Origin of the sequence: Aliivibrio fischeri ATCC 7744 = JCM 18803 = DSM 507 (assembly GCF_023983475.1) — a bacterium.
Classification (GTDB): domain Bacteria; phylum Pseudomonadota; class Gammaproteobacteria; order Enterobacterales; family Vibrionaceae; genus Aliivibrio; species Aliivibrio fischeri.
Window position 1 is genome coordinate 219,975 of the sequence record NZ_CP092713.1, and the last position, 18,714, is coordinate 238,688.

General features: G+C 35.7%; 14 protein-coding genes. 9 read left to right on the forward strand and 5 right to left on the reverse strand.

The features are described 5' to 3' along the window. Positions 1-287: 287 nt before the first annotated feature. Entirely contained in the window at positions 288-851 is a 564-nt protein-coding gene (gene gfa / locus AVFI_RS14670) for an S-(hydroxymethyl)glutathione synthase (RefSeq protein WP_054775959.1), read from the forward strand. Between the two features lie 74 nt (positions 852-925). Here the strand turns inward: gfa and msrB are convergent, their stop codons facing one another. Then, a complete protein-coding gene (msrB, locus tag AVFI_RS14675; RefSeq protein WP_054775958.1) occupies positions 926-2,068 on the reverse strand; it encodes a peptide-methionine (R)-S-oxide reductase MsrB in 1,143 nt (380 codons plus the stop codon). Between the two features lie 225 nt (positions 2,069-2,293). On the opposite strand from msrB, the gene AVFI_RS14680 reads away from it, so the two are divergent. Both AVFI_RS14680 and AVFI_RS14685 read left to right on the forward strand, forming a co-directional pair. Beyond that, positions 2,294-3,400, forward strand: a complete 1,107-nt coding sequence (locus tag AVFI_RS14680) for a M20/M25/M40 family metallo-hydrolase (protein WP_054775957.1) — start codon at positions 2,294-2,296, stop codon at positions 3,398-3,400. 179 nt (positions 3,401-3,579) lie between these two features. Then, positions 3,580-3,750 carry a hypothetical protein gene (locus AVFI_RS14685; protein ID WP_155650968.1) on the forward strand — a complete coding sequence of 57 codons (171 nt, stop codon included), beginning with the start codon at positions 3,580-3,582 and terminating at the stop codon, positions 3,748-3,750. Between the two features lie 8 nt (positions 3,751-3,758). Here AVFI_RS14685 and AVFI_RS14690 read toward each other — a convergent pair whose 3' ends face one another. The 3 genes from AVFI_RS14690 to AVFI_RS14700 all read right to left on the reverse strand — a co-directional run bounded on the left by AVFI_RS14690 (position 3,759) and on the right by AVFI_RS14700 (position 8,290). Beyond that, positions 3,759-5,300 carry a DUF4832 domain-containing protein gene (locus tag AVFI_RS14690; protein WP_054775956.1) on the reverse strand — a complete coding sequence of 514 codons (1,542 nt, stop codon included), beginning with the start codon at positions 5,298-5,300 and terminating at the stop codon, positions 3,759-3,761. 307 nt (positions 5,301-5,607) lie between these two features. Next, the gene (locus tag AVFI_RS14695; RefSeq protein WP_054775955.1) at positions 5,608-5,955 is read right to left on the reverse strand and encodes a RidA family protein; all 348 of its coding nucleotides are present in this window, start codon (positions 5,953-5,955) and stop codon (positions 5,608-5,610) included. Positions 5,956-6,304: 349 nt separating this feature from the next. Then, on the reverse strand, positions 6,305-8,290 hold the full coding sequence (locus AVFI_RS14700) for a replication initiator protein RctB domain-containing protein (protein WP_005421664.1): 1,986 nt from the start codon (positions 8,288-8,290) through the stop codon (positions 6,305-6,307). Positions 8,291-9,373: 1,083 nt separating this feature from the next. On the opposite strand from AVFI_RS14700, the gene AVFI_RS14705 reads away from it, so the two are divergent. Both AVFI_RS14705 and AVFI_RS14710 read left to right on the forward strand, forming a co-directional pair. Further along, complete coding sequence (locus AVFI_RS14705) at positions 9,374-10,597, forward strand: ParA family protein (protein WP_005423906.1); 1,224 nt, start codon at positions 9,374-9,376, stop codon at positions 10,595-10,597. Between the two features lie 3 nt (positions 10,598-10,600). Then, the gene (locus AVFI_RS14710) at positions 10,601-11,575 is read left to right on the forward strand and encodes a ParB/RepB/Spo0J family partition protein (RefSeq protein WP_005423904.1); all 975 of its coding nucleotides are present in this window, start codon (positions 10,601-10,603) and stop codon (positions 11,573-11,575) included. A 74-nt stretch (positions 11,576-11,649) separates the two neighbouring features. Here the strand turns inward: AVFI_RS14710 and AVFI_RS14715 are convergent, their stop codons facing one another. After that, positions 11,650-12,222, reverse strand: a complete 573-nt coding sequence (locus AVFI_RS14715; protein ID WP_188863778.1) for a nucleoside triphosphate pyrophosphohydrolase family protein — start codon at positions 12,220-12,222, stop codon at positions 11,650-11,652. 152 nt (positions 12,223-12,374) lie between these two features. On the opposite strand from AVFI_RS14715, the gene AVFI_RS14720 reads away from it, so the two are divergent. The 4 genes from AVFI_RS14720 (at position 12,375) to AVFI_RS14735 (ending at position 18,714) form a co-directional block, all read left to right on the forward strand. Further along, the gene (locus AVFI_RS14720) at positions 12,375-14,492 is read left to right on the forward strand and encodes a GNAT family N-acetyltransferase (protein ID WP_069582133.1); all 2,118 of its coding nucleotides are present in this window, start codon (positions 12,375-12,377) and stop codon (positions 14,490-14,492) included. 206 nt (positions 14,493-14,698) lie between these two features. Further along, entirely contained in the window at positions 14,699-16,090 is a 1,392-nt protein-coding gene (locus AVFI_RS14725; RefSeq protein ID WP_005423898.1) for an HlyD family type I secretion periplasmic adaptor subunit, read from the forward strand. Between the two features lie 23 nt (positions 16,091-16,113). Then, positions 16,114-16,782 carry a transglutaminase-like cysteine peptidase gene (locus AVFI_RS14730; RefSeq protein ID WP_065624554.1) on the forward strand — a complete coding sequence of 223 codons (669 nt, stop codon included), beginning with the start codon at positions 16,114-16,116 and terminating at the stop codon, positions 16,780-16,782. 6 nt (positions 16,783-16,788) lie between these two features. Further along, entirely contained in the window at positions 16,789-18,714 is a 1,926-nt protein-coding gene (locus AVFI_RS14735; protein WP_065624555.1) for a bifunctional diguanylate cyclase/phosphodiesterase, read from the forward strand.

Below are 18,714 nucleotides of genomic sequence, written 5' to 3' on the forward strand. Positions count from 1 at the left end.
ACATAAAAAATAAAGATAATAATCTTAAAAATCATAAAGATAAAAACAATACGCATCAGTACAAAAATTACACTAACGTAATAGAATGGTTATTTACAAGTCACATTATTACATATTAGTAATAATGAATTACAATTTACCTAATTGTTTACCGTCAAAGAAAGGAGAAAAATGCCTCCCATCGTTTGAGCGCTCAAATAACGAAAACAACTAACTAAATTTTGATAAAGGTTCAAAGCTTGAACAACGCATTACGAAAAATACTGAACGTATTTACAGGAAAAAAAATGACAATTACAAAACTACACCCAGCAATCGACAATGGCTTTACAGCGACAGATGAAAACTTCCAAGGCGGTACATTACACTGTCAATGTAAAGAGAATAAAGTAGCGGTTAAGCTAACGGCTCAAACTGCTCACAACCATGCTTGTGGTTGTTCTAAATGTTGGAAACCAGAAGGTGCGATCTTCTCTCAAGTTGCTGTAATTCCACGTGGCAATGTTGAAGTTATCGCAAATGCTGAAAAATTAGTTGTTATTGATGAAACAGCAACAATTAAACGTTATGCATGTAAAGAGTGTGGTACTCACATGTACGGTCGTATTGATAACGAAGGTCATCCGTTCTTCGGTTTAGACTTTGTTCACACAGAGCTATCAGCTGATAAAGGTTGGTCTGCACCACAATTTGCTGCATTTGTATCATCTATTATTGAAACAGGTACAGATCCTAAAGATATGGATGCGATCCGTGCTCGTTTTGTTGAATTAGGTCTACCAACTTACGATTGCCTATCTCCAGCATTAATGGATGCAATTGCAACTCACATTGCAGCACAAAATAAGTAATTAAATAAATAGTTACTAAATAAAAATCCGGATCACCCACTGAATGATCCGGATTTTATTACTCGTATCTTTGTTTATTTAGATTCAAATAATGCAAGATATGTCCCGTAACCTTCTTTCTCTAAATCTGCTTTTGCAACAAAACGCATCGCAGCAGAGTTCATACAGTAACGTAAACCTGTAGGCTTAGGACCATCGTTGAAGACATGTCCTAAATGTGAATCTGCAAATTTGCTTCGAATCTCAGTACGTTTAGTAAATAACTGAAAATCGTCCTCTTCGACAATGTACGCTTTATTAATTGGTTTCGTAAAACTTGGCCAACCAGTCCCGGATTTATACTTATCAGTTGATGAAAATAAAGGCTCACCACTTACGATATCAACATAAATGCCTTCCGCTTTATTATCCCAATACGCATTATCAAATGGACGTTCTGTTCCCTCTTCTTGCGTTACATAATATTGCAGTTCTGTCAGAGACTTCTTGATCTGACTTTCAGAAGGCTTACTGTAAGGCTTCACATTAACTGCCATTTCATATTCAGTAATGTACTGACGTAATGTTTTCGGGTTTTCCTCTCTATCTTCACCAAATACAGAATCTAAATACTTATCACGACCAGAACCATGACGATAATATTTATAACGAATAGGATTACGCTTGTAATAATCTTGATGGTACGCTTCTGCTGGCCAAAATGTCTTATACTCAATTAACTCAGTAGCTAACGGTTTTGGAAAAACCCCTGCCGCATCAATATCTTTTATAAAATTCTGAGCGATCACTTTCTGATCTTCATTATGATAAAAAATAGCAGGACGATACTGAGGACCGCGATCAACAAACGATCCTTTATTATCTGTTGGGTCTATGTGCCTGAAAAGATGATCAAGGATCTGTTCATAAGAAACCACTTTTGGATCAAACGTCACTTGAATCACTTCTATGTGACCCGATGTTCCTGATGACACTTGTTTATAGGTCGGATTTTCAAGGGTTCCCCCAGAATAACCAGAAACCACATCCACCACCCCATCTAACTTTTCTAGATCAGATTCCGTGCACCAAAAGCATCCCCCAGCAAGAGTGGCAACCTCATTGTCCCCTTTCATTGGCTGAGTCATGTCTTCAGCGGTAGAAAAGAAACTTGTTATAACAGCAAAAAATGAAGCAAACAGTAGAGCAACTGTTGTGATTTTTAATCGTGATTTCATAGCAACCTCGTTACCTTTCTTATTAATATATAGATAAGAGTGATATGAATCGAGAAAGTTGCAAAATGTTATAAAATATTGATTATTTGTTATGCCTTTTAATTATTAAGATATAACGCATGAATATGGTAAAGCTGTCGGCGCTTTTATTGATTCAGTTCATCTTTCTGGGCGCTTTCTTTGGTTAGAGTGATTTTAAGTTTCCTTTAAGAAAGAAGAAAAATCATGACTCAAGTGAATCAAGAACGTTTAGTAAATCACTTTCTAGATATTATCCAGATTGATAGTGAATCAAAAAATGAAAAAGCCATTGCAGAAGCGTTAACAGAGCAATTAGGCGAGCTTGGCTTTACCGTATCAAAATTACCAGTACCAGAGCACGTATCAAATGGTTTCAACATCTATGCTCGATTGGACGGTTCATTAGAGGGAAGCATTGTATTTAGCTCTCACATGGATACAGTAACGCCGGGTAACGGCATTGAACCAATTATTGAAGATGGTGTGATCCGCTCTAAAGGTAACACTATTCTTGGTGGTGATGACAAATCAGGTATCGCTGCTGTAATGGAAGCGGTTCGAGTAATTAAAGAAAACAACCAAGAGCACAAAACACTGGAACTTGCTTTTACCGTTTATGAAGAAGGCGGTTTGCACGGTTCTAAGAATTTCGATATGAGCTACATTCAATCTAACTACGCTATCGTATTAGATTCAGGTGGCCCTATCGGTACCATCATTACCTCAGCACCAGGTCAGCAAAACCTTAAAGTAACCATTACAGGACGTCCAGCGCACGCTGGTTTAGCACCAGAGGAAGGCATTAATGCTCTAACGGTTGCTGCTGATGCAATTACTAATATGACATTATCACGCATTGATGAAGAAACAACTGCAAACATCGGTATCGTACGTGGTGGTCAAGCAACGAACATTGTAATGCCAGAGTTGTACATTGAAGGTGAAGCTCGTTCTCTAGATGATGAAAAATTAGCGAAGCAAGTTGAGCATATGGAATCAACATTTAAAGCAGCAGCTGATAAACACGGTGCTGAAATTGAAATTATCTCAACTCGTGCATATAACGCTTACAAAATTGCAGATGAAAACCCACATGTTGCAAGCATTAAAGAAGCGTTTGAAAGCATTAATATCGAACCATTTACTAAACCGACCGGTGGTGGCTCAGATGCAAACGTATTTAATGAAAAAGGCTTAACAACCGTTAATCTTTCTACTGGCATGTCAAAAGTACATACAACAGAAGAGTTCATTAAAGTATCAGATATGGTTGATATTACTCGTTTCGTTGCAGCGTATCTAACTCGTTAATCTTAACGTTTATCGTAAATATAATAAAACAGCCACTCTATAATAGTGGCTGTTTTTTTTGGATAAAAATTCAACTTTAATGCTGTTTTTTTAATCCAGTTATCAGAATTAAAACCACAATTAGTATATGGTTAATTTAAGCAGTCGTTATCATTGATTTTTCAATAAGGTGGGGCAGCATGAACATATCAAATCATACAATTATCTACGTCATTGCGTTTATTCTTATCTCTATTGTCGGTTTTCGGATCTACACGATTAAACATCAATTAATCCAAATCAATGAGCAAGCACCAACTCGCTCAGAGACCATACATCTTTACGATTTTTTATTACTTAGACTACCTTAAATAAGACATTAATTAATCGTAACCTTAGAAATCGTGTACCAGTTATTTTCTTGGGGCATGTCTATCGCAAGCTTAATTTGTGCACCCCCAAGATCATTTACTAAAGCGACTTGTAAATCATATATGCCTGTTGACGCAGGAGCCTTAATATTATCTTGAATATTAATCACAGGTGCCCTGTCCGTTCTTGTTTCTGCTGGCAACCAATCAAGAACATTTCTTGAGGTCTCTTGTTTTGCTTCCACATTTCCTGAAGCATCAACAAAGCGGTAAGCAAGTCGATATGGATAGTAAGATGGCGCTACACCACTGTTTTTCCATTCAGACGTAATTGACATCGAACTTGATGCTAAAACCTCTTTAGAATGCGTTAGAGAGATTAATTCAAAACGATAGCCGAGCTTTTTAAGTACCTCTTGAACCGCTGGTTGAAATTCATCAGGAATCGGTTTTGATTTTGCGTTAATCAATGAGGCGTGATGATCAAGCGCATAATTAAACACTTCAGTGACATCGTCAATTGTGTATGAATGATGTGTTTTCCATACCGTCATATCATCACAAGTTTCAAACTGAACTGGAGCTTGTTTCCAGATGCTTTTAATATTCGGCGAACCATGTTGTTCAGCGTTTGCTAATGCCTCAGGGTAGCCTTCATCCATATGACTCCAGCTATTAGAAAAATAACCGTACTTATCACCCAAACAATCTGCACGCCACCCAGCTGGTTTTGTACTGCTTGTTGCTTGAGCTAAAAAGGTTTCATTTTCATGAGCAGAACCAATTAACATGACTCTAGGTACTTGAGTAAAAGCAGATTCGAACATATCAGCGTATTCAGAAAAACGAGAAAAATTAGAAAATAATCCTTTCTCACCACTAGCGTATAACCCTAACGTACCATCACCAGGATAAGCATCTTCTAAATTCCATTCACCCCAAGAGCCAACCATGCCGATATCAATACTGGTAATTAAATCAGGGTCATCAAATACTTCTCCTAACTTAGTTATTAGCTTATTGGCCGCATTTAAAAACTCAGGACTAGTATAATCTGGAACAAACACACCAGTCGGAGAATCTGTTCCAGAAATAGTGTTCATTAACCATGTTGGTAATTCGCTTTCTGCTGCTCCGTAGCCCGTATTTTCCATTGCTACAATACGTAGAGCTAATTTTTTATTGGCTTTCTGCGCCTTAGTTACCACTTCTTCTATTTCAGAGAAATCGAATGAATCAGAATCCGTAGGCTGCAAAACCGACCAATCCCATCGATAATAAACAGTGCTTGTTTCAGGATATGAAGGAACAGGCTTCCATTGGTTATCTTTAATTGAAATAGAATGAAAATCAGTAAACCCCATATCCGGATTCACTAAAACTTGGCAGCTGATTTTAGGAAAGGTTGTTTTCATTCCACCATTTTCAGTCACCCTACTCCCCATGCTCGTATCACAATAACTTGAAGTATCTGATGAATCTTCAGAATCAGAGCCACAAGCAGTTAAAAACAAAGAGAAAAAGAGCGGTGAATATTTGAAAACAGACATGAAAAAACCAAACTAATTAAGACGCGGGCAGTGTACGGAATAAACAAAGTTTTCTGTTAGAGGAATGTCAGGGAAATTAAATTTCTTATATATGAAATAGATAGCTATAAAAAATAACAAAAAATTGAATAAGAGCAGAAGCATGATCATGATAAGTCATGCAGATCTTATCCTCTTCACAGAAACATGATCAAGGTGTAACGAGGTAGGGATCAAAGAAAGCAGAAGAATTACGGAAAGATGATCAAGAGTGTTTGATTTAAAAAACAGTGATCACCAATAAAAATTGGTAATCACTTAATTTACATTACTTTTCAGCCGCGATAACTGAGATCTCAACCAATAAAGCGTCACGAGCCATACTTGCTTCAACACATGCACGTGCTGGTGCATAGCCTTCAGGAACCCATGCATCCCATACCGCATTCATTTCAGCAAAATCTTTCATATCTTTAATGTAGATCGTAGCTGACAGCATATGCTCACGAGAACTTCCAGCTTGCTCTAACAGAAGATCCACCTTATCTAGCATAGTTTGTGTCTGTTCTGTGATGTCTTTTGTTGCATCAGCACATACTTGACCACACAAATAAATCGTTCCATTGTGTTTTACGATGCGGCTCATGCGTTGTTTTGTTTCTTGGCGTTCAATCATAGGAAGTCATCTCAATAATAGAAAATAAATAGGCGTATAGAGTAATAAAAATTATTCATAATTACGAGTATCGAACGCTCTAACACCTTATTTTTCAATGGAAGAATGATCATGGAGCCATAGGATACGGGCAATGTAAAAATGATTTATTGCAGATAAAAAAACGGCGAGCTCTGAGGCTCGCCAATACAATTATTTAAACAATAAAAGTAAGATGTGTAACAATATGAGCCAATCTTTCGATTGGTAAAGGACAAAGGTTGTCTATTCGTTAGTAATAATAGCCTCCACCCTTTTCTTTATGTCATCATATTGTCAATAAACAGCCATAGCTATGTCAATATATTGACTACCCTGCCATTTCATCTAATGCATGAAGAACATCTTGATCATAGTTCTGAGAATAAACCAATTTACAGATCTTTCTACGTACAGCTAAACCAGAGATCAAGTTTTCAATGGACAGATGCTTGCCATGATCTTGACTATTGTAAAATTCAATCGTTTTACTCAATGTTTCGTAAGGTAAGATCTCACCTGCAACTTTCAAATAATCTAGTTTATCTAATAGTTCTTTGCACTCATCAGAAATAGAGGATGAACTATGCCCTGTCATAGCAGATAAAGCAGTAATACTACGCTCTAGCGCTTGTTCTGACGTGTATTTGGTTAATGTGATAGTTAATTCATCAGCATTAATTTCAGCTGAATGTTTACGTAACTTAACCCTACGGCCTAAACGACCACTCTTACTTGGATCATTGCGTTTAATAGGCTCAAATTCACCATCAATGATCGTGGAAAGCTGATCAAGGTCTTGCTTTGGCATGATCTCGTTACGTAAAGGGTTTGGCATTGTTGGTGCCATATTACGCTTTCCAGCATTCGTTGTTCTTGCGCGAGAGTATCGAATCACCTCTTCAGGATCACAACGAATATCAATTTGATAATCAGGCAACTTTTCTGAACTATCTAACATCGAAATCGTTAAGTGATAACCCCATAAATTAACAATAAACAGCTCTTCAGTAACTTTATCTTTCGCTAATTTCTTTAGTTCTCGAATAAGATCTAATGAAAAACGCCTCCAATCGACGTTACGAGCGAGTTTTTGGTTAATTTCACTTAGGAGTAGGTTATCAGTCATTCGACGTGCTAAACGGCTTCTGAAGAAGCTATAGAGCTGAAATACCAATGTATGCTGCTTTAAAATCTCAGGTGGAAACAAAAAGAAGTAATCTTTGGTTAATAATTCATCATAAAACGATGGCTCCCAAACTAAAATATACAAATTTGGTTTGATCTTGATCTCACCATCTTTGCCTTCTTTCGGTGCTTCATCAGATGCAGTGATCGTTCTAGCTAAAAAGCGAAAACGATCACTCTTAAAGCCTTTTGGCATATTTTCACTTAACCAACGGCCTGTTAATTCATGTAATTGAAAGTCTGTAAATTCAATACGATCAATACTTTCACGAATAGAATCTCGTGCAGGTCCAGAGTCTTTTTTACCACGAAGTGTAAGAATATCAGTAATATAAATAGGGGTTTTATTTCCCATTGTTTTTGTCTGAATATGATAATCGTCTTGATGATGATCATGGTATTGAACAGTTAAAGTAAATAAAGCAAAAAGTGTCATAAGATCATCAACTGTCATGATGTTTTTGGAAGATCTTGTTTCAATAATTGCTTTTGTTCCTGAAATAGCAACCATGGCTTTTTGATAATTTTTTCTTGTTCGTGGTGGAGCTAAAGCTTGATCTATGATCCCTGCCCAGTTAGTTGGAGATACTACAAATTGATCTGCTTCATCACGCATGCTAGGAGGTACACTTAAACCGTGTTCTGTTAGGAATTGTCGGTTTACTTGTGTTTGAGCTAATGCTTTTGAGCGCTTTTGTTTTTCTTGTTCGTGACTTTGTTCTGATTTAAGACTTGTTATGCCAAGTGCAGAAATGAGCTGAGAAGGATTAATAAATTTATGAAGCATGGTTTTTCCAGCTAGGCCATGTTCAAAACGAACTGGAAATTGTTCAAATAATCCTATATTTACAGCAGTTCGCAGACGTTGCTGTATTGCTGCACGAGTCAAATGACCATCAGTTGTTTCAATTATTTCAGTTGTAGAAACTAAACCATCTGGAGATGAAAATCCTTTTAAAGAAATAAGATTCATTAATTCTAAAATGCTTTTAGTGACACCTTTAAAGTGTTGATACTGTGAAATCCAGTCAACTAAGTTTGTTGGGATTTCAAATAAGTGTCCACCTTTGTGATCTCTTGGAAGAGGAATGTAGATCTTTTCTTTATCTGTAGGTTTTATATGATTCATTTTCAACTGACATTAATTGTATTTTAATCATTCTTTCGTATAGGTTAATGGAAATGGATCTTTAAAGAAAGAAAAAAATTATTATTCTTTTAAACTGATCTTTATGATTAATTCTGATCTATATGATTATATTGATCTATGATCTGGTTGGTTTTTTACTTTTAAGTTGCTGAAAATAAACGGTTAAAAAAATAAACTTATGAAAGCATGATCAAGAATATCTAGAAAGCATGATCATTATGGTTCTGGATCAATGATCATTAAATCTCAAAAGCATGATCATAGTCCACTTGAATCGATGATCATGAGTTTCATTGAAGAATGATCATGGTCTAAACACAAGTTATCCACAGAATTTCTATTTTATCCCTTTTTGAGAGGTGTATTTTATTGATGGATGACATTTAAGAACCAAAGATTAGTCTAAAATACGTTTTTAATTCATTTATAGCTATAAAATTAAGATGATCTTATGTCTAATGTGTTTTAATCGTATTTCAGAAGAATGATCAAGTATCATTCTTCTGAGATCAAGCTGACTGAATTATTTGATATTTTCATTGATCTTCTCTGAAGCCTTGTCAGATATACATCCTCTGTAATTTAGGAGGAAAGTTTCATGCTTCCGAAGTAGATTAGTTCTTGATCATGCTTCTTAGTCCAGAACTTACATTCTATCGATTTACACCTGTTTATTACTGAAATATTAGCCTTGATCATGCTTCTATTTTATATAAATAGCTTAGTGAATAGACTCAATATATCTCTTATATTACATTTAAATTTTTTCATAAAATTAATTGAAAATACATCAGCCGTAATTTAGTCTATCTTTTTCACGCTTCCGTGAAAATTTACACTGTAAATTAATAATGGTGACACTGTAACACTTTAAATTTAACTTATTTTGGTCGTGATTATCTTGATTATTTTTAGTGTTTTTTAACTGTAAATGTCAGCTTTGATATTTAAAATTTCTTTTTTAATGAATATCACATAATTAAATTCATGTTCAGCTATTTGTTGAATTATTGCTTTTATGCTGTACAATTGTTTTCATCGTTAATACTGATGGCGAATATAATGAATAGAGAACAAACCATTGCCAATTTAGCTGCATTGGCAGAGCAAACTCAGCAAGTTCAATCTGATCGTATTGAGTTAGTACTTGAAGAAAGAAATAATGAACACTTCCCTCCAATGTCGAAAGCAATGATGGAAACTCGTTCTGGTTTAACAAGACGTAAGTTAGATGAAGCGATTACTCGTTTAGAATCTGAAGGTCATCAATTTACAAAAAATAATGCGAATCATTACTCAATTTCTTTGACTGAAGCGCATATGTTAATGGATGCGGCAGGCGTTCCAACATTTCATGAACAGAAGAAAAATGCTAACAATAAACCTTGGGTGGTTAATGTTCAGAACCAAAAAGGTGGTACTGGTAAATCAATGACAGCTGTACATTTGGCTGCATGTTTAGCGTTAAACCTGGAAAAAAGATACCGTATCTGTCTAATCGATTTAGATCCACAAGGCTCACTTCGTCTATTTTTAAACCCTCAGATTAGCGTGTCAGAACAAGATACTATTTATTCTGCTGTTGATATTATGCTAGATAATGTACCTGAAGGTGAGGTTATTGATGGCGAGTTCATGGCCAAAAATGTGCTTTTAAACACGCAATATCCAAATTTAAAAACGATTTCAGCTTTCCCTGAAGATGCAATGTTTAATGCTGAAGCATGGCAAGATTTATCAACAAATGGCTCTCTAGATATCGTTAAATTATTGAAAGAAAAAGTGATTGATCCAATTGCCGATCAATTTGATGTCATTATGATTGATACCGGTCCACACGTAGATCCATTAGTTTGGAATGCAATGTACGCATCGAATTCGTTATTAATTCCATGTGCTGCAAAACGTTTAGACTGGGCTTCAACGGTTAACTTTTTCCAACATTTACCAACGGTTTATGAAATGTTCCCAGAAGACTGGCACGGTTTAGAGTTTGTTCGCTTAATGCCAACCATGTTTGAAGATGACAATAAAAAACAAGTTTCTGTGTTAACGGAAATGAATTATTTATTGGCTGATCAAGTTATGATGGCGACCATCCCAAGAAGCCGAGCATTTGAAATTTGTGCAGATACATACAGTACCGTATTTGACTTAACTGCCGCTGATTTTGAAGGTGGTAAGAAGACACTTGCTGTAGCTCAAGATGCTGTTAAGAAAAGCGCACTAGAGTTTGAACGCGTATTACACAGTCACTGGAATTCATTAAATAAAGGGGAGTACTAATTCATGGCGATTAAAACTTCTGACTTAAACGCAAAATTATTTGGTAAAACTAATAAGCGTCGTGCAACAACGCCTGTCGAAGCACAAAAAGCAGCTAAATCACAAGCTCAAGTTATTGAATTAGCTGTTGCTGGTGAAGATTTAGTGACGTTTGAGTTACGTAAAATTCCAGCTAAAGATGTGAGTTCGTCAACGGTAGTATTTGCTGAAAATGCTCGTGAACAGTCTTTTTTAACTGAGCATGCATTATCAGACATCTTATCTACATTACGTGATCGTGGTCAGCAATATCCTGCTGTTGGTCGTGTGGTTGAAGGCGGTAAGATTGAAGTTCTTGATGGTAGCCGTCGTCGTATGTCATGTATTTTGGCTGAACAAGATTTCTTAATCTATGTTGCTGAAGGTATTAATACAAAACATGCAAAATTCCTATCTGACGTTGCTAATGCTCATAAACCACTTTCATTATATGAGCGTGGTAAAGAAATGCAGGCAATGCTTTCTCGTGGTGATGTTGCCGATCAAAAAGAATTAGCAAAAGTATGCCAGTGCAGTGAAGCTTTAGTCAGTGGAGCTCTAAAAGCAGCGACTTTACCATTGGAATTACTACAAGCTTACCCAAGCGTAAGTGAAATAGGTCGTCCAACTGTAGTTAAGCTTCATAAGCTCTATAACGCACTCTCAGAAGAAGAGCAGAAAACCTTATTAAAGCAATGTGCTGGTGAGCAAGGAGCTGCCTGGACGCGTTCTACGGCTCTTGGTGTTAGTCGAATGACTAAAGAAGTAACAGAGCTGATTGAAGTATGGATTGAAGATCTATTACCGAAAAAAGAACCAGCAAAATCGTTAACTACTGAATTAGTAAAAGGACGTGCTTCTTATAAACGTAAAGGCTCTGGCTTAACGTTAAGTTTGAAAAAAGTTGATGATGCTTTGATGGAAGATATTCTTGAGTACATTAGTCAAAAAGTATCGTAACTAGTATTTATTAAATAATAAAAAAGAGCCTGATTTAATCATTAAATCAGGCTCTTTTTTTATCTAAGAAAGCATTAAACCAATGGTGCTAAATCAGCTGGTCGGTAATTTACTGATTTAAGAACTTTACCCTGTTTAATTACTTTATTTTCTAGTTCTACATTTTTTGCACATTTCGCGATAATAAAACCGCCTTTTTCTGTCGACATCAGTTCAATGCCTTGCTCTGCATAGAATGCTTTTGTTGCTTGGTATTCATCTTCTGTTTTACATACTTTACTCATGTTGCTTGAATGAACTTCATCCCAGCACGGAATAAATTCAATATTCAGATTTTTAGCAACGTTTAGAAGTAAATCTACAAGATACGAAATACTTAAATTATCTTCTAAATTCTTTGTGCCAAGATGAACTGCTCTTCCCATTAATACATAAACCGTATCAACAATAGCATCAGCTTGTTCAATCTTGTTGTCTGCTTCTGCTAATTCTGTTAGTTCTTCAATAGCTAGAGATGTATGTAGTAGGTCATTTTTTTCATCTAGTGATTCAGGTGAATCAACAGCTAAGTCAAAGGTACTTCTGAATTGTTCGATATCTTGATAAAGCTTTTGGTAAACCGCTGGAGTTAATTGACTTAAATGCATGTTTATTTCCTAAATGATGAAGTCATAAATGAGTTAGTTATTATACCTTTTCAAATAAACTCTCGTCATACTTTCTTTTCTTAATTGAAGGAAACTTTGTATCTCATGCTACAATTCAATGGTTTTTATCTCTCGTATTAATGGATTTTCCCATGCTTCAAGTTTTATCTTTTTTGAAAACAGTTTCTGCTTATGCAGCGAGTGGTTTTATTCGATACCCAATTCTTTTAGAAGGTTCTATCGGTTGGAGCGAAGAAGTCATTAAAGAGTATATTGCTCATTCTGGATATCTGGATTCTGATATTGAGGTTTACGGTAACCTTTCTATTGGTGAATTACCTAGCTTAGAAATGAAAGCAGCTCTAAAAAAATTAGGGCAAGAAACACATTGTTTGGTGATCGATATTTCTCATGAGTTTAACGCGAATGCAATAAATTCAGTTTGTGGAACACTTGTTGGCGGGGGATTAGTTTTTTTTGTTCGTTCTGAAGACTCATCTTTGCATCGTAATATTGAATGTTGGTTAACACACTTTAAAAAGCAGATGCTCGTTATTTCAGAAAATGCTCCTGTACCGTCACTACCGCAGGTTCCGACAGAAAAAAAGTTAATGTCGTCTTTTACTCAGACAGGTAAATTAGATGAACTGTATCGTTCTATCGATCAAAAGCATGCCGTGTTAAGTATAAAAAAAGTGCTTACTGGTCATGCTAAGCGACCATTAATTATCACCGCTGATCGTGGACGTGGGAAATCTTCAGCAATAGGTATCGCTATTGCTGAACTTGTTCGTGATAAAAAATTGATTATTGGTATTACGGCACCATTACGAGTGAATATCAACGAAGTTTTTGATCATGCTGTAAGTGTGGCAAAGAAACTTGGAATGTCATTTAAACAAGAAAAAAACACTCTAACTATAAATGGTTCAACGGTTTCGTATTTTGCCCCAGATGAATTAATACGTGATTCTTATTCATTAGATTTGCTATGTATCGATGAAGCGGCAGCTATTCCTGCTCCGATGTTATTGGCATTAACTGAGCGTTATTCTCGTCTGGTTTTTTCTACCACAATTAATGGTTACGAAGGTACTGGTAGAGGGTTTGAAATTAAGTTCAAAAAGCAACTTGCTCTGCTACGCCCAAACTTTCATTCTGTGGAAATGATACAACCTATTCGTTGGTCTGAATTCGATCCATTAGAAAATTGGTTATCTTCTGTTTTTTTATTAGATCATAAAGTATCGAGTGATAAGCCGCAGGATGTTAGCCGAGAGGATGTCGAGTTTGTGCGCTTGAATGTAAGTGATTTATTAACGTATCCTGAATTAGCACAATCCATTTTTTCTTTATTAGTGTCTGCTCACTATCAAACATCACCTAATGATTGGTTGGCTCTATTATCTGATCCTAGTCTCTTTTGTTGGGCTGGCATAGATAAATCGTCTAGAAGCGTACTTACATGCGCATTAGTTTCTTCGGAAGGTGAACTCGACAATCAGCTTATTGCTGATATTCAACTTGGAAAGAGAAGACCTAAAGGACATTTAGTTCCTGTTTCGTTAACACAAACGTTATGTATTAACGAACCGGCTCAACAATCTTGTATTCGTATTATGAGGATTGCGGTTGAGCAGCATTATCAACGTATGCATCTTGGTTCTAAATTAATTGAGTGTATTAAAGCATTCTATTGTGATTTAGGTGTTGATTACCTAAGCACAAGCTTTGGCTCGACTCCTGGATTGAATGAATTTTGGTTGAGCTTAGATTTTAGTTTTATACGATTAGGTATTTCTAAAGATAAAGCGAGTGGAAGCCACTCGTTACTTGCGGTATTGCCTTTATCTAAAAATGCGGTCGAATGGCAACCTGTTGGTAAAGATTATTTTTCTATGGCTTTACCTGAACAACTACTAAGTGTTTTTAATGAACTTGATGTTTCTGAAGTATTAAGTTTATTAAAAGGGATTGATACGAAACAGCCGTTATCCGATTTAATGATTAAAAGAATTGAAATGTATTCTAATGGTGGGTTAGGCGTTGAGATGATTCAGTATGAACTCAGACACTTTGTATTGTCATCTATATCATCTCTGCTACCTCTAAATATAACGCATCAAGTGTTAGTGGTGTCTAAAATCATTCAATTACAAGATTGGAAAACTACCATTTCTCTTTCAAAGGTTTCAGGAAGAAGAGAAGCCGAAGCTGAAATGCGCTCAGCAATTAGAATCTTATTATGTAATTTACACTGTAAATCCTAGTCAAATCATTATAGCTATCAATTTACAGTGTAAATTAAGATTTTCATATTCATTGAATTTACACTGTAAATCCCACATAAAGAGTTATCCTAAATTTGATTCAGCCTTCTAATATTCAATGATTTGTTGTAGTTCCTAACGTATAAATACTATATTCTTAATGTAATAGGATTGTTATCTGAATAACAACAATTAGGGATATATAAATGAGTAAGAAAGGATTCAACAAGCTTGATAAACATGAGCTGGATTTTGTTGATGACAAAACGGCGGCTCTACTTTTAAATACACCAACTAATGCAAAAATTCTTTTATGGGTGATTGTCGTTTTCTTTTGTATTGCTATTGGTTGGGCCTCTTGGGCTGAAATTGATAAAGTTACTGTAGGTCAAGGAAAAGTCATTCCCTCTTCGCAATTACAAGTTGTACAAAACTTAGAAGGGGGTTTAGTCAAAGAGATGTTGGTTAAAGAAGGTGACCAAGTTGAAAAAGGACAGCAACTTCTTTTAATTGACGATACTCGCTTTCGCTCTGATTTTAGAGAACGTAAAAAACAACTGATCAATTTAACTGCAAGCGCTCAACAATTGGCGGCTTCGATGGATAGTATTCTTATTCAGGATATAAATAATCGTAAGCGCTGGAAAGAATCTGTCATCATTTATACTGATAAATTAAAATTTGATGAAGAGTTTGCGAAAGAAAATCCAATTGTTACTCGTCGCCAGCTTGCAGAATATAAAGCTGATATGAATAACCTGAAAAACAGAATCTTTGTTTTTGACCAACAGGTAAGTCAAAAGCAACAAGACCTTGTAGAAATAAAAGCGCGGGTTCGAAATTTAAAGGCAAGCTATAACCTTGCAAGAAAAGAGTTAGATATAACAAAACCTCTAGCAGATGAAGGTGTTGTTCCTCGCATCGAACTATTAAAATTACAGCGTCAAGTTAACGATACTAAGCGTGAACTTACATCCACTGAATTAAAAATTCCTGTCTTAACTTCTGCAATTCAAGAGACTGTTTTAAACAGAATCGACGCAGCTCTAAAGTTTCGTTCTGAACAGCAAGAAAAATTAAATACTACTCAAGATAAATTATCAGCCTTAACTGAATCACAGGTCGGATTGAAAGATAGAGTAAATCGTACAGTCGTGTTATCGCCAGTTACTGGAACCATAAAAAAAATATACATAAATACAGTCGGTGGTGTTATTCAACCAGGAATGGACTTAATTGAAATTGTACCCACCGAGGATACGCTATTAATTGAAGCTAAGATTGCACCACAAGATATCGCCTTTCTACGTCCAGGGCTTTCTGCCATTGTTAAATTTAGTGCCTATGACTTTACTCGTTATGGTGGTTTGAAAGGTACGCTAGAGCATATCAGTGCCGATACTATTCAAGATGAAGAAGGAAACAGTTTTTATCTTGTAAGAGTTAGGACTTCCCAAGAAGATTTAGAAGAAAAAACACAATTTAATATTATTCCAGGTATGACAACCACGGTTGATATTATTACAGGAAAACGTTCTATTTTAGATTACTTAGTGAAACCTATCGTTCAAGCAAAAGGATCAGCACTAAGAGAATAAAAGTAAAAGGAGCACATCTCACAATGAGAAGTCGATGGTTGTTAGGAATACCATTTGCCATATTCTCTATCGCTTCTATTGCTTTAACACAACAAGAAAATATTTGGATCAAAGCAGTACAAGATGAATATGGCGAAAGAGCCGGAAAAAGAGTGTTAGCTTGGCGAGATATGCTAGCCAAAGCTGATTTGAATAATGAGAGAGAACAACTAAATAATGTGAATCAGTTTTTTAATCAACTCTATTTTGTTGATGATATAAAACTGTGGGGGAAAAAAGACTACTGGGCAACCCCTTTAGAGTTTCTTGGAGCAAATGCTGGTGATTGTGAAGACTTTACCATTGCTAAATATTTTTCTCTGATTGAGTTAGGCGTATCAGATAAAAAATTAAGGCTTATTTACCTTAAAGCAATAGAGTTAAATCAGTTTCACATGGTACTGGCCTATTATCCAACACCAGCATCAGTCCCTTTAATTTTAGATAATATAGATAAAGAAATAAAACCAGCAACAGAACGAACAGATCTTTTACCTATATACAGTTTTAACGGTCAACATCTATGGCTGATGAAAGGAAAAGGTAATGGTCAGCAAGCTGGAAAGTCATCTCGTTTAAGTCTATGGAATGATTTACGAAAACGGAACGATGGCTTGAGATTAAATCACCCAATTTTGAATTATGATGAGTAGTGAGAAATGACATTATATAAACAACTAGTAGCATGGATGACAGCTGTCTTTTTAATATTGATGATTTCTGTTTTTGCCATTGAATTTCGAAATACGCAAGCCTTCTTAGAGAATCAACAGCGCTCAGAAGTGAATAACACCATTAATACGGTTGGTTTAGCATTAGCTCCTTATTTGGAAGATGAAGATAAAGTAGCCGCTGAATCTGTTATTAATGCTTTATTTGATGGAAGTTATTACTCTGCGGTACGTTTAACATTGTTCACAACGAATGAGGAAATTGTTCGAGTTTACCCTGTTAAAATCGATACTGTTCCAGAGTGGTTTACTCAATTACACCTTTTTAGAACTATTTCTGAGAATCGTATTATAACAAGTGGTTGGTTGCAGTTAGCAGAAGTCGAAATTGTTACGCATCCTGGTTATGCTTATCAGCAACTCTGGAATGCTTTGATACAGTTAGCGATAACTTTCTTTGTTGTTATTTGTCTTGGTACAGTAACTATTGCCCTTGTTGTTAAGCGTGCGCTATCTCCTCTTCAACAAATTATTATTAAGATGAAAGAAGTCGCTAATAATAATTTTGAAAACAATTTACCAAAACCAAAGACAAAAGATCTTGAAGCTGTGATTGACGGGATCAATTCGATGTCAGCACAGATAGCGCAAAGCTTTCAGTCACAAGCCAAAGAGGCTGAAAAATTGCGTGATAAAGTGTATTTAGATCCTATCTCTGGTCTAGGAAATAGAACCTTTTTTATGGGGCAGTTAACAAATTGGTTAGCTGAGTCTTCTAAAGGTGGTGTTGCTTTATTTAAAGTAAATTTTATTAATAAAGTATATGAGCAAGATGGCTACGAGGCTGGTGATGCTTTAGTTCGTGAATTGTCTGATTTATTAAAAGCAACGCTTCCTGCATCCAATGTAATTCTGACTCGTATTAACTCTTCTGAATTTGGTTTTATTTTTCCAAACATTGAAGAAGATGAGTTAAAACTAGCCGCTGAAAATATTGTGATTTATACCCAAGACATTAAAGGTGATCCAACAGCAACAGCACCTATTGATGCTGAGCTTGGCGTTGTATTTAATGAAACAAGGAAAACGACAACTGAAATATTATCGCTTGCCGATAACGCATTAACGTTAGCTCATTCAAATCCACAATTACCTTTTGGTTTTATTGCTGATGAAAGCGAGCATGAATTGATGGGTAAGCAACAATGGAAGGCATTTGTTGATGAAGCGATTAATGAACACTTATTTCAATTTACGTTACAACTTGCCACAACTCCTAGCGGAACTGTTTTCCATCAAGAGGTTTTTTCTGCGATAGAAAAAGATGACCAACGTTACTCTGCTAATCAGTATTTATTTGCATTAGAACAACTGAATGAAACGACTTACTTTGATCAATTTGTAATTAGAACCATGATAGAAAGAGTTTCATCTGGGGAAATAATACAACCTGTTGCGATTAACTTATCAAATCGAAGTGTGGATAATCCAAGTTTCGTTCGTTGGCTAACTGCAACACTGAAAAAGCATAAATCTATTGCGTCATTATTTCATTTTGAAATTCAAGAGAGTGCATTTATTGAAAGTGAAGACCACACGGCATTATTGTGTAATGTGATCCGTTCTTCTGGTGCTGAATTTGGCGTTGATAATTTTGGACGTAATTTTGAATCTTTAGAGTACATTAAATTATTCCGTCCTAATTATGTAAAACTCGACTACCTATTTACCCATCAGTTAGATGATGAAAAACAGCGCTATATTTTAGCTTCTATATCAAGAACGGCACAAAACCTTGGTATTACAACAATCGCATCGCGCGTTGAAAACAAAGAACAATTGGATTTATTAGCAGAACATAATGTTGATGTATTCCAAGGTTTCTTTATTAATGAAAAAGTGGAAGGCATTTAA

Excerpts from the sequence above, each read along its gene's own strand:
- gfa (WP_054775959.1), top strand. The coding sequence starts at position 288 with ATGACAATTACAAAACTACACCCAGCAATCGACAATGGCTTTACAGCG.
- msrB (WP_054775958.1), bottom strand. The coding sequence starts at position 2,068 with ATGAAATCACGATTAAAAATCACAACAGTTGCTCTACTGTTTGCTTCA.
- AVFI_RS14680 (WP_054775957.1), top strand. The coding sequence starts at position 2,294 with ATGACTCAAGTGAATCAAGAACGTTTAGTAAATCACTTTCTAGATATT.
- AVFI_RS14685 (WP_155650968.1), top strand. The coding sequence starts at position 3,580 with ATGAACATATCAAATCATACAATTATCTACGTCATTGCGTTTATTCTT.
- AVFI_RS14690 (WP_054775956.1), bottom strand. The coding sequence starts at position 5,300 with ATGTCTGTTTTCAAATATTCACCGCTCTTTTTCTCTTTGTTTTTAACT.
- AVFI_RS14695 (WP_054775955.1), bottom strand. The coding sequence starts at position 5,955 with ATGATTGAACGCCAAGAAACAAAACAACGCATGAGCCGCATCGTAAAA.
- AVFI_RS14700 (WP_005421664.1), bottom strand. The coding sequence starts at position 8,290 with ATGAATCATATAAAACCTACAGATAAAGAAAAGATCTACATTCCTCTT.
- AVFI_RS14705 (WP_005423906.1), top strand. The coding sequence starts at position 9,374 with ATGAATAGAGAACAAACCATTGCCAATTTAGCTGCATTGGCAGAGCAA.
- AVFI_RS14710 (WP_005423904.1), top strand. The coding sequence starts at position 10,601 with ATGGCGATTAAAACTTCTGACTTAAACGCAAAATTATTTGGTAAAACT.
- AVFI_RS14715 (WP_188863778.1), bottom strand. The coding sequence starts at position 12,222 with ATGCATTTAAGTCAATTAACTCCAGCGGTTTACCAAAAGCTTTATCAA.
- AVFI_RS14720 (WP_069582133.1), top strand. The coding sequence starts at position 12,375 with ATGCTTCAAGTTTTATCTTTTTTGAAAACAGTTTCTGCTTATGCAGCG.
- AVFI_RS14725 (WP_005423898.1), top strand. The coding sequence starts at position 14,699 with ATGAGTAAGAAAGGATTCAACAAGCTTGATAAACATGAGCTGGATTTT.
- AVFI_RS14730 (WP_065624554.1), top strand. The coding sequence starts at position 16,114 with ATGAGAAGTCGATGGTTGTTAGGAATACCATTTGCCATATTCTCTATC.
- AVFI_RS14735 (WP_065624555.1), top strand. The coding sequence starts at position 16,789 with ATGACATTATATAAACAACTAGTAGCATGGATGACAGCTGTCTTTTTA.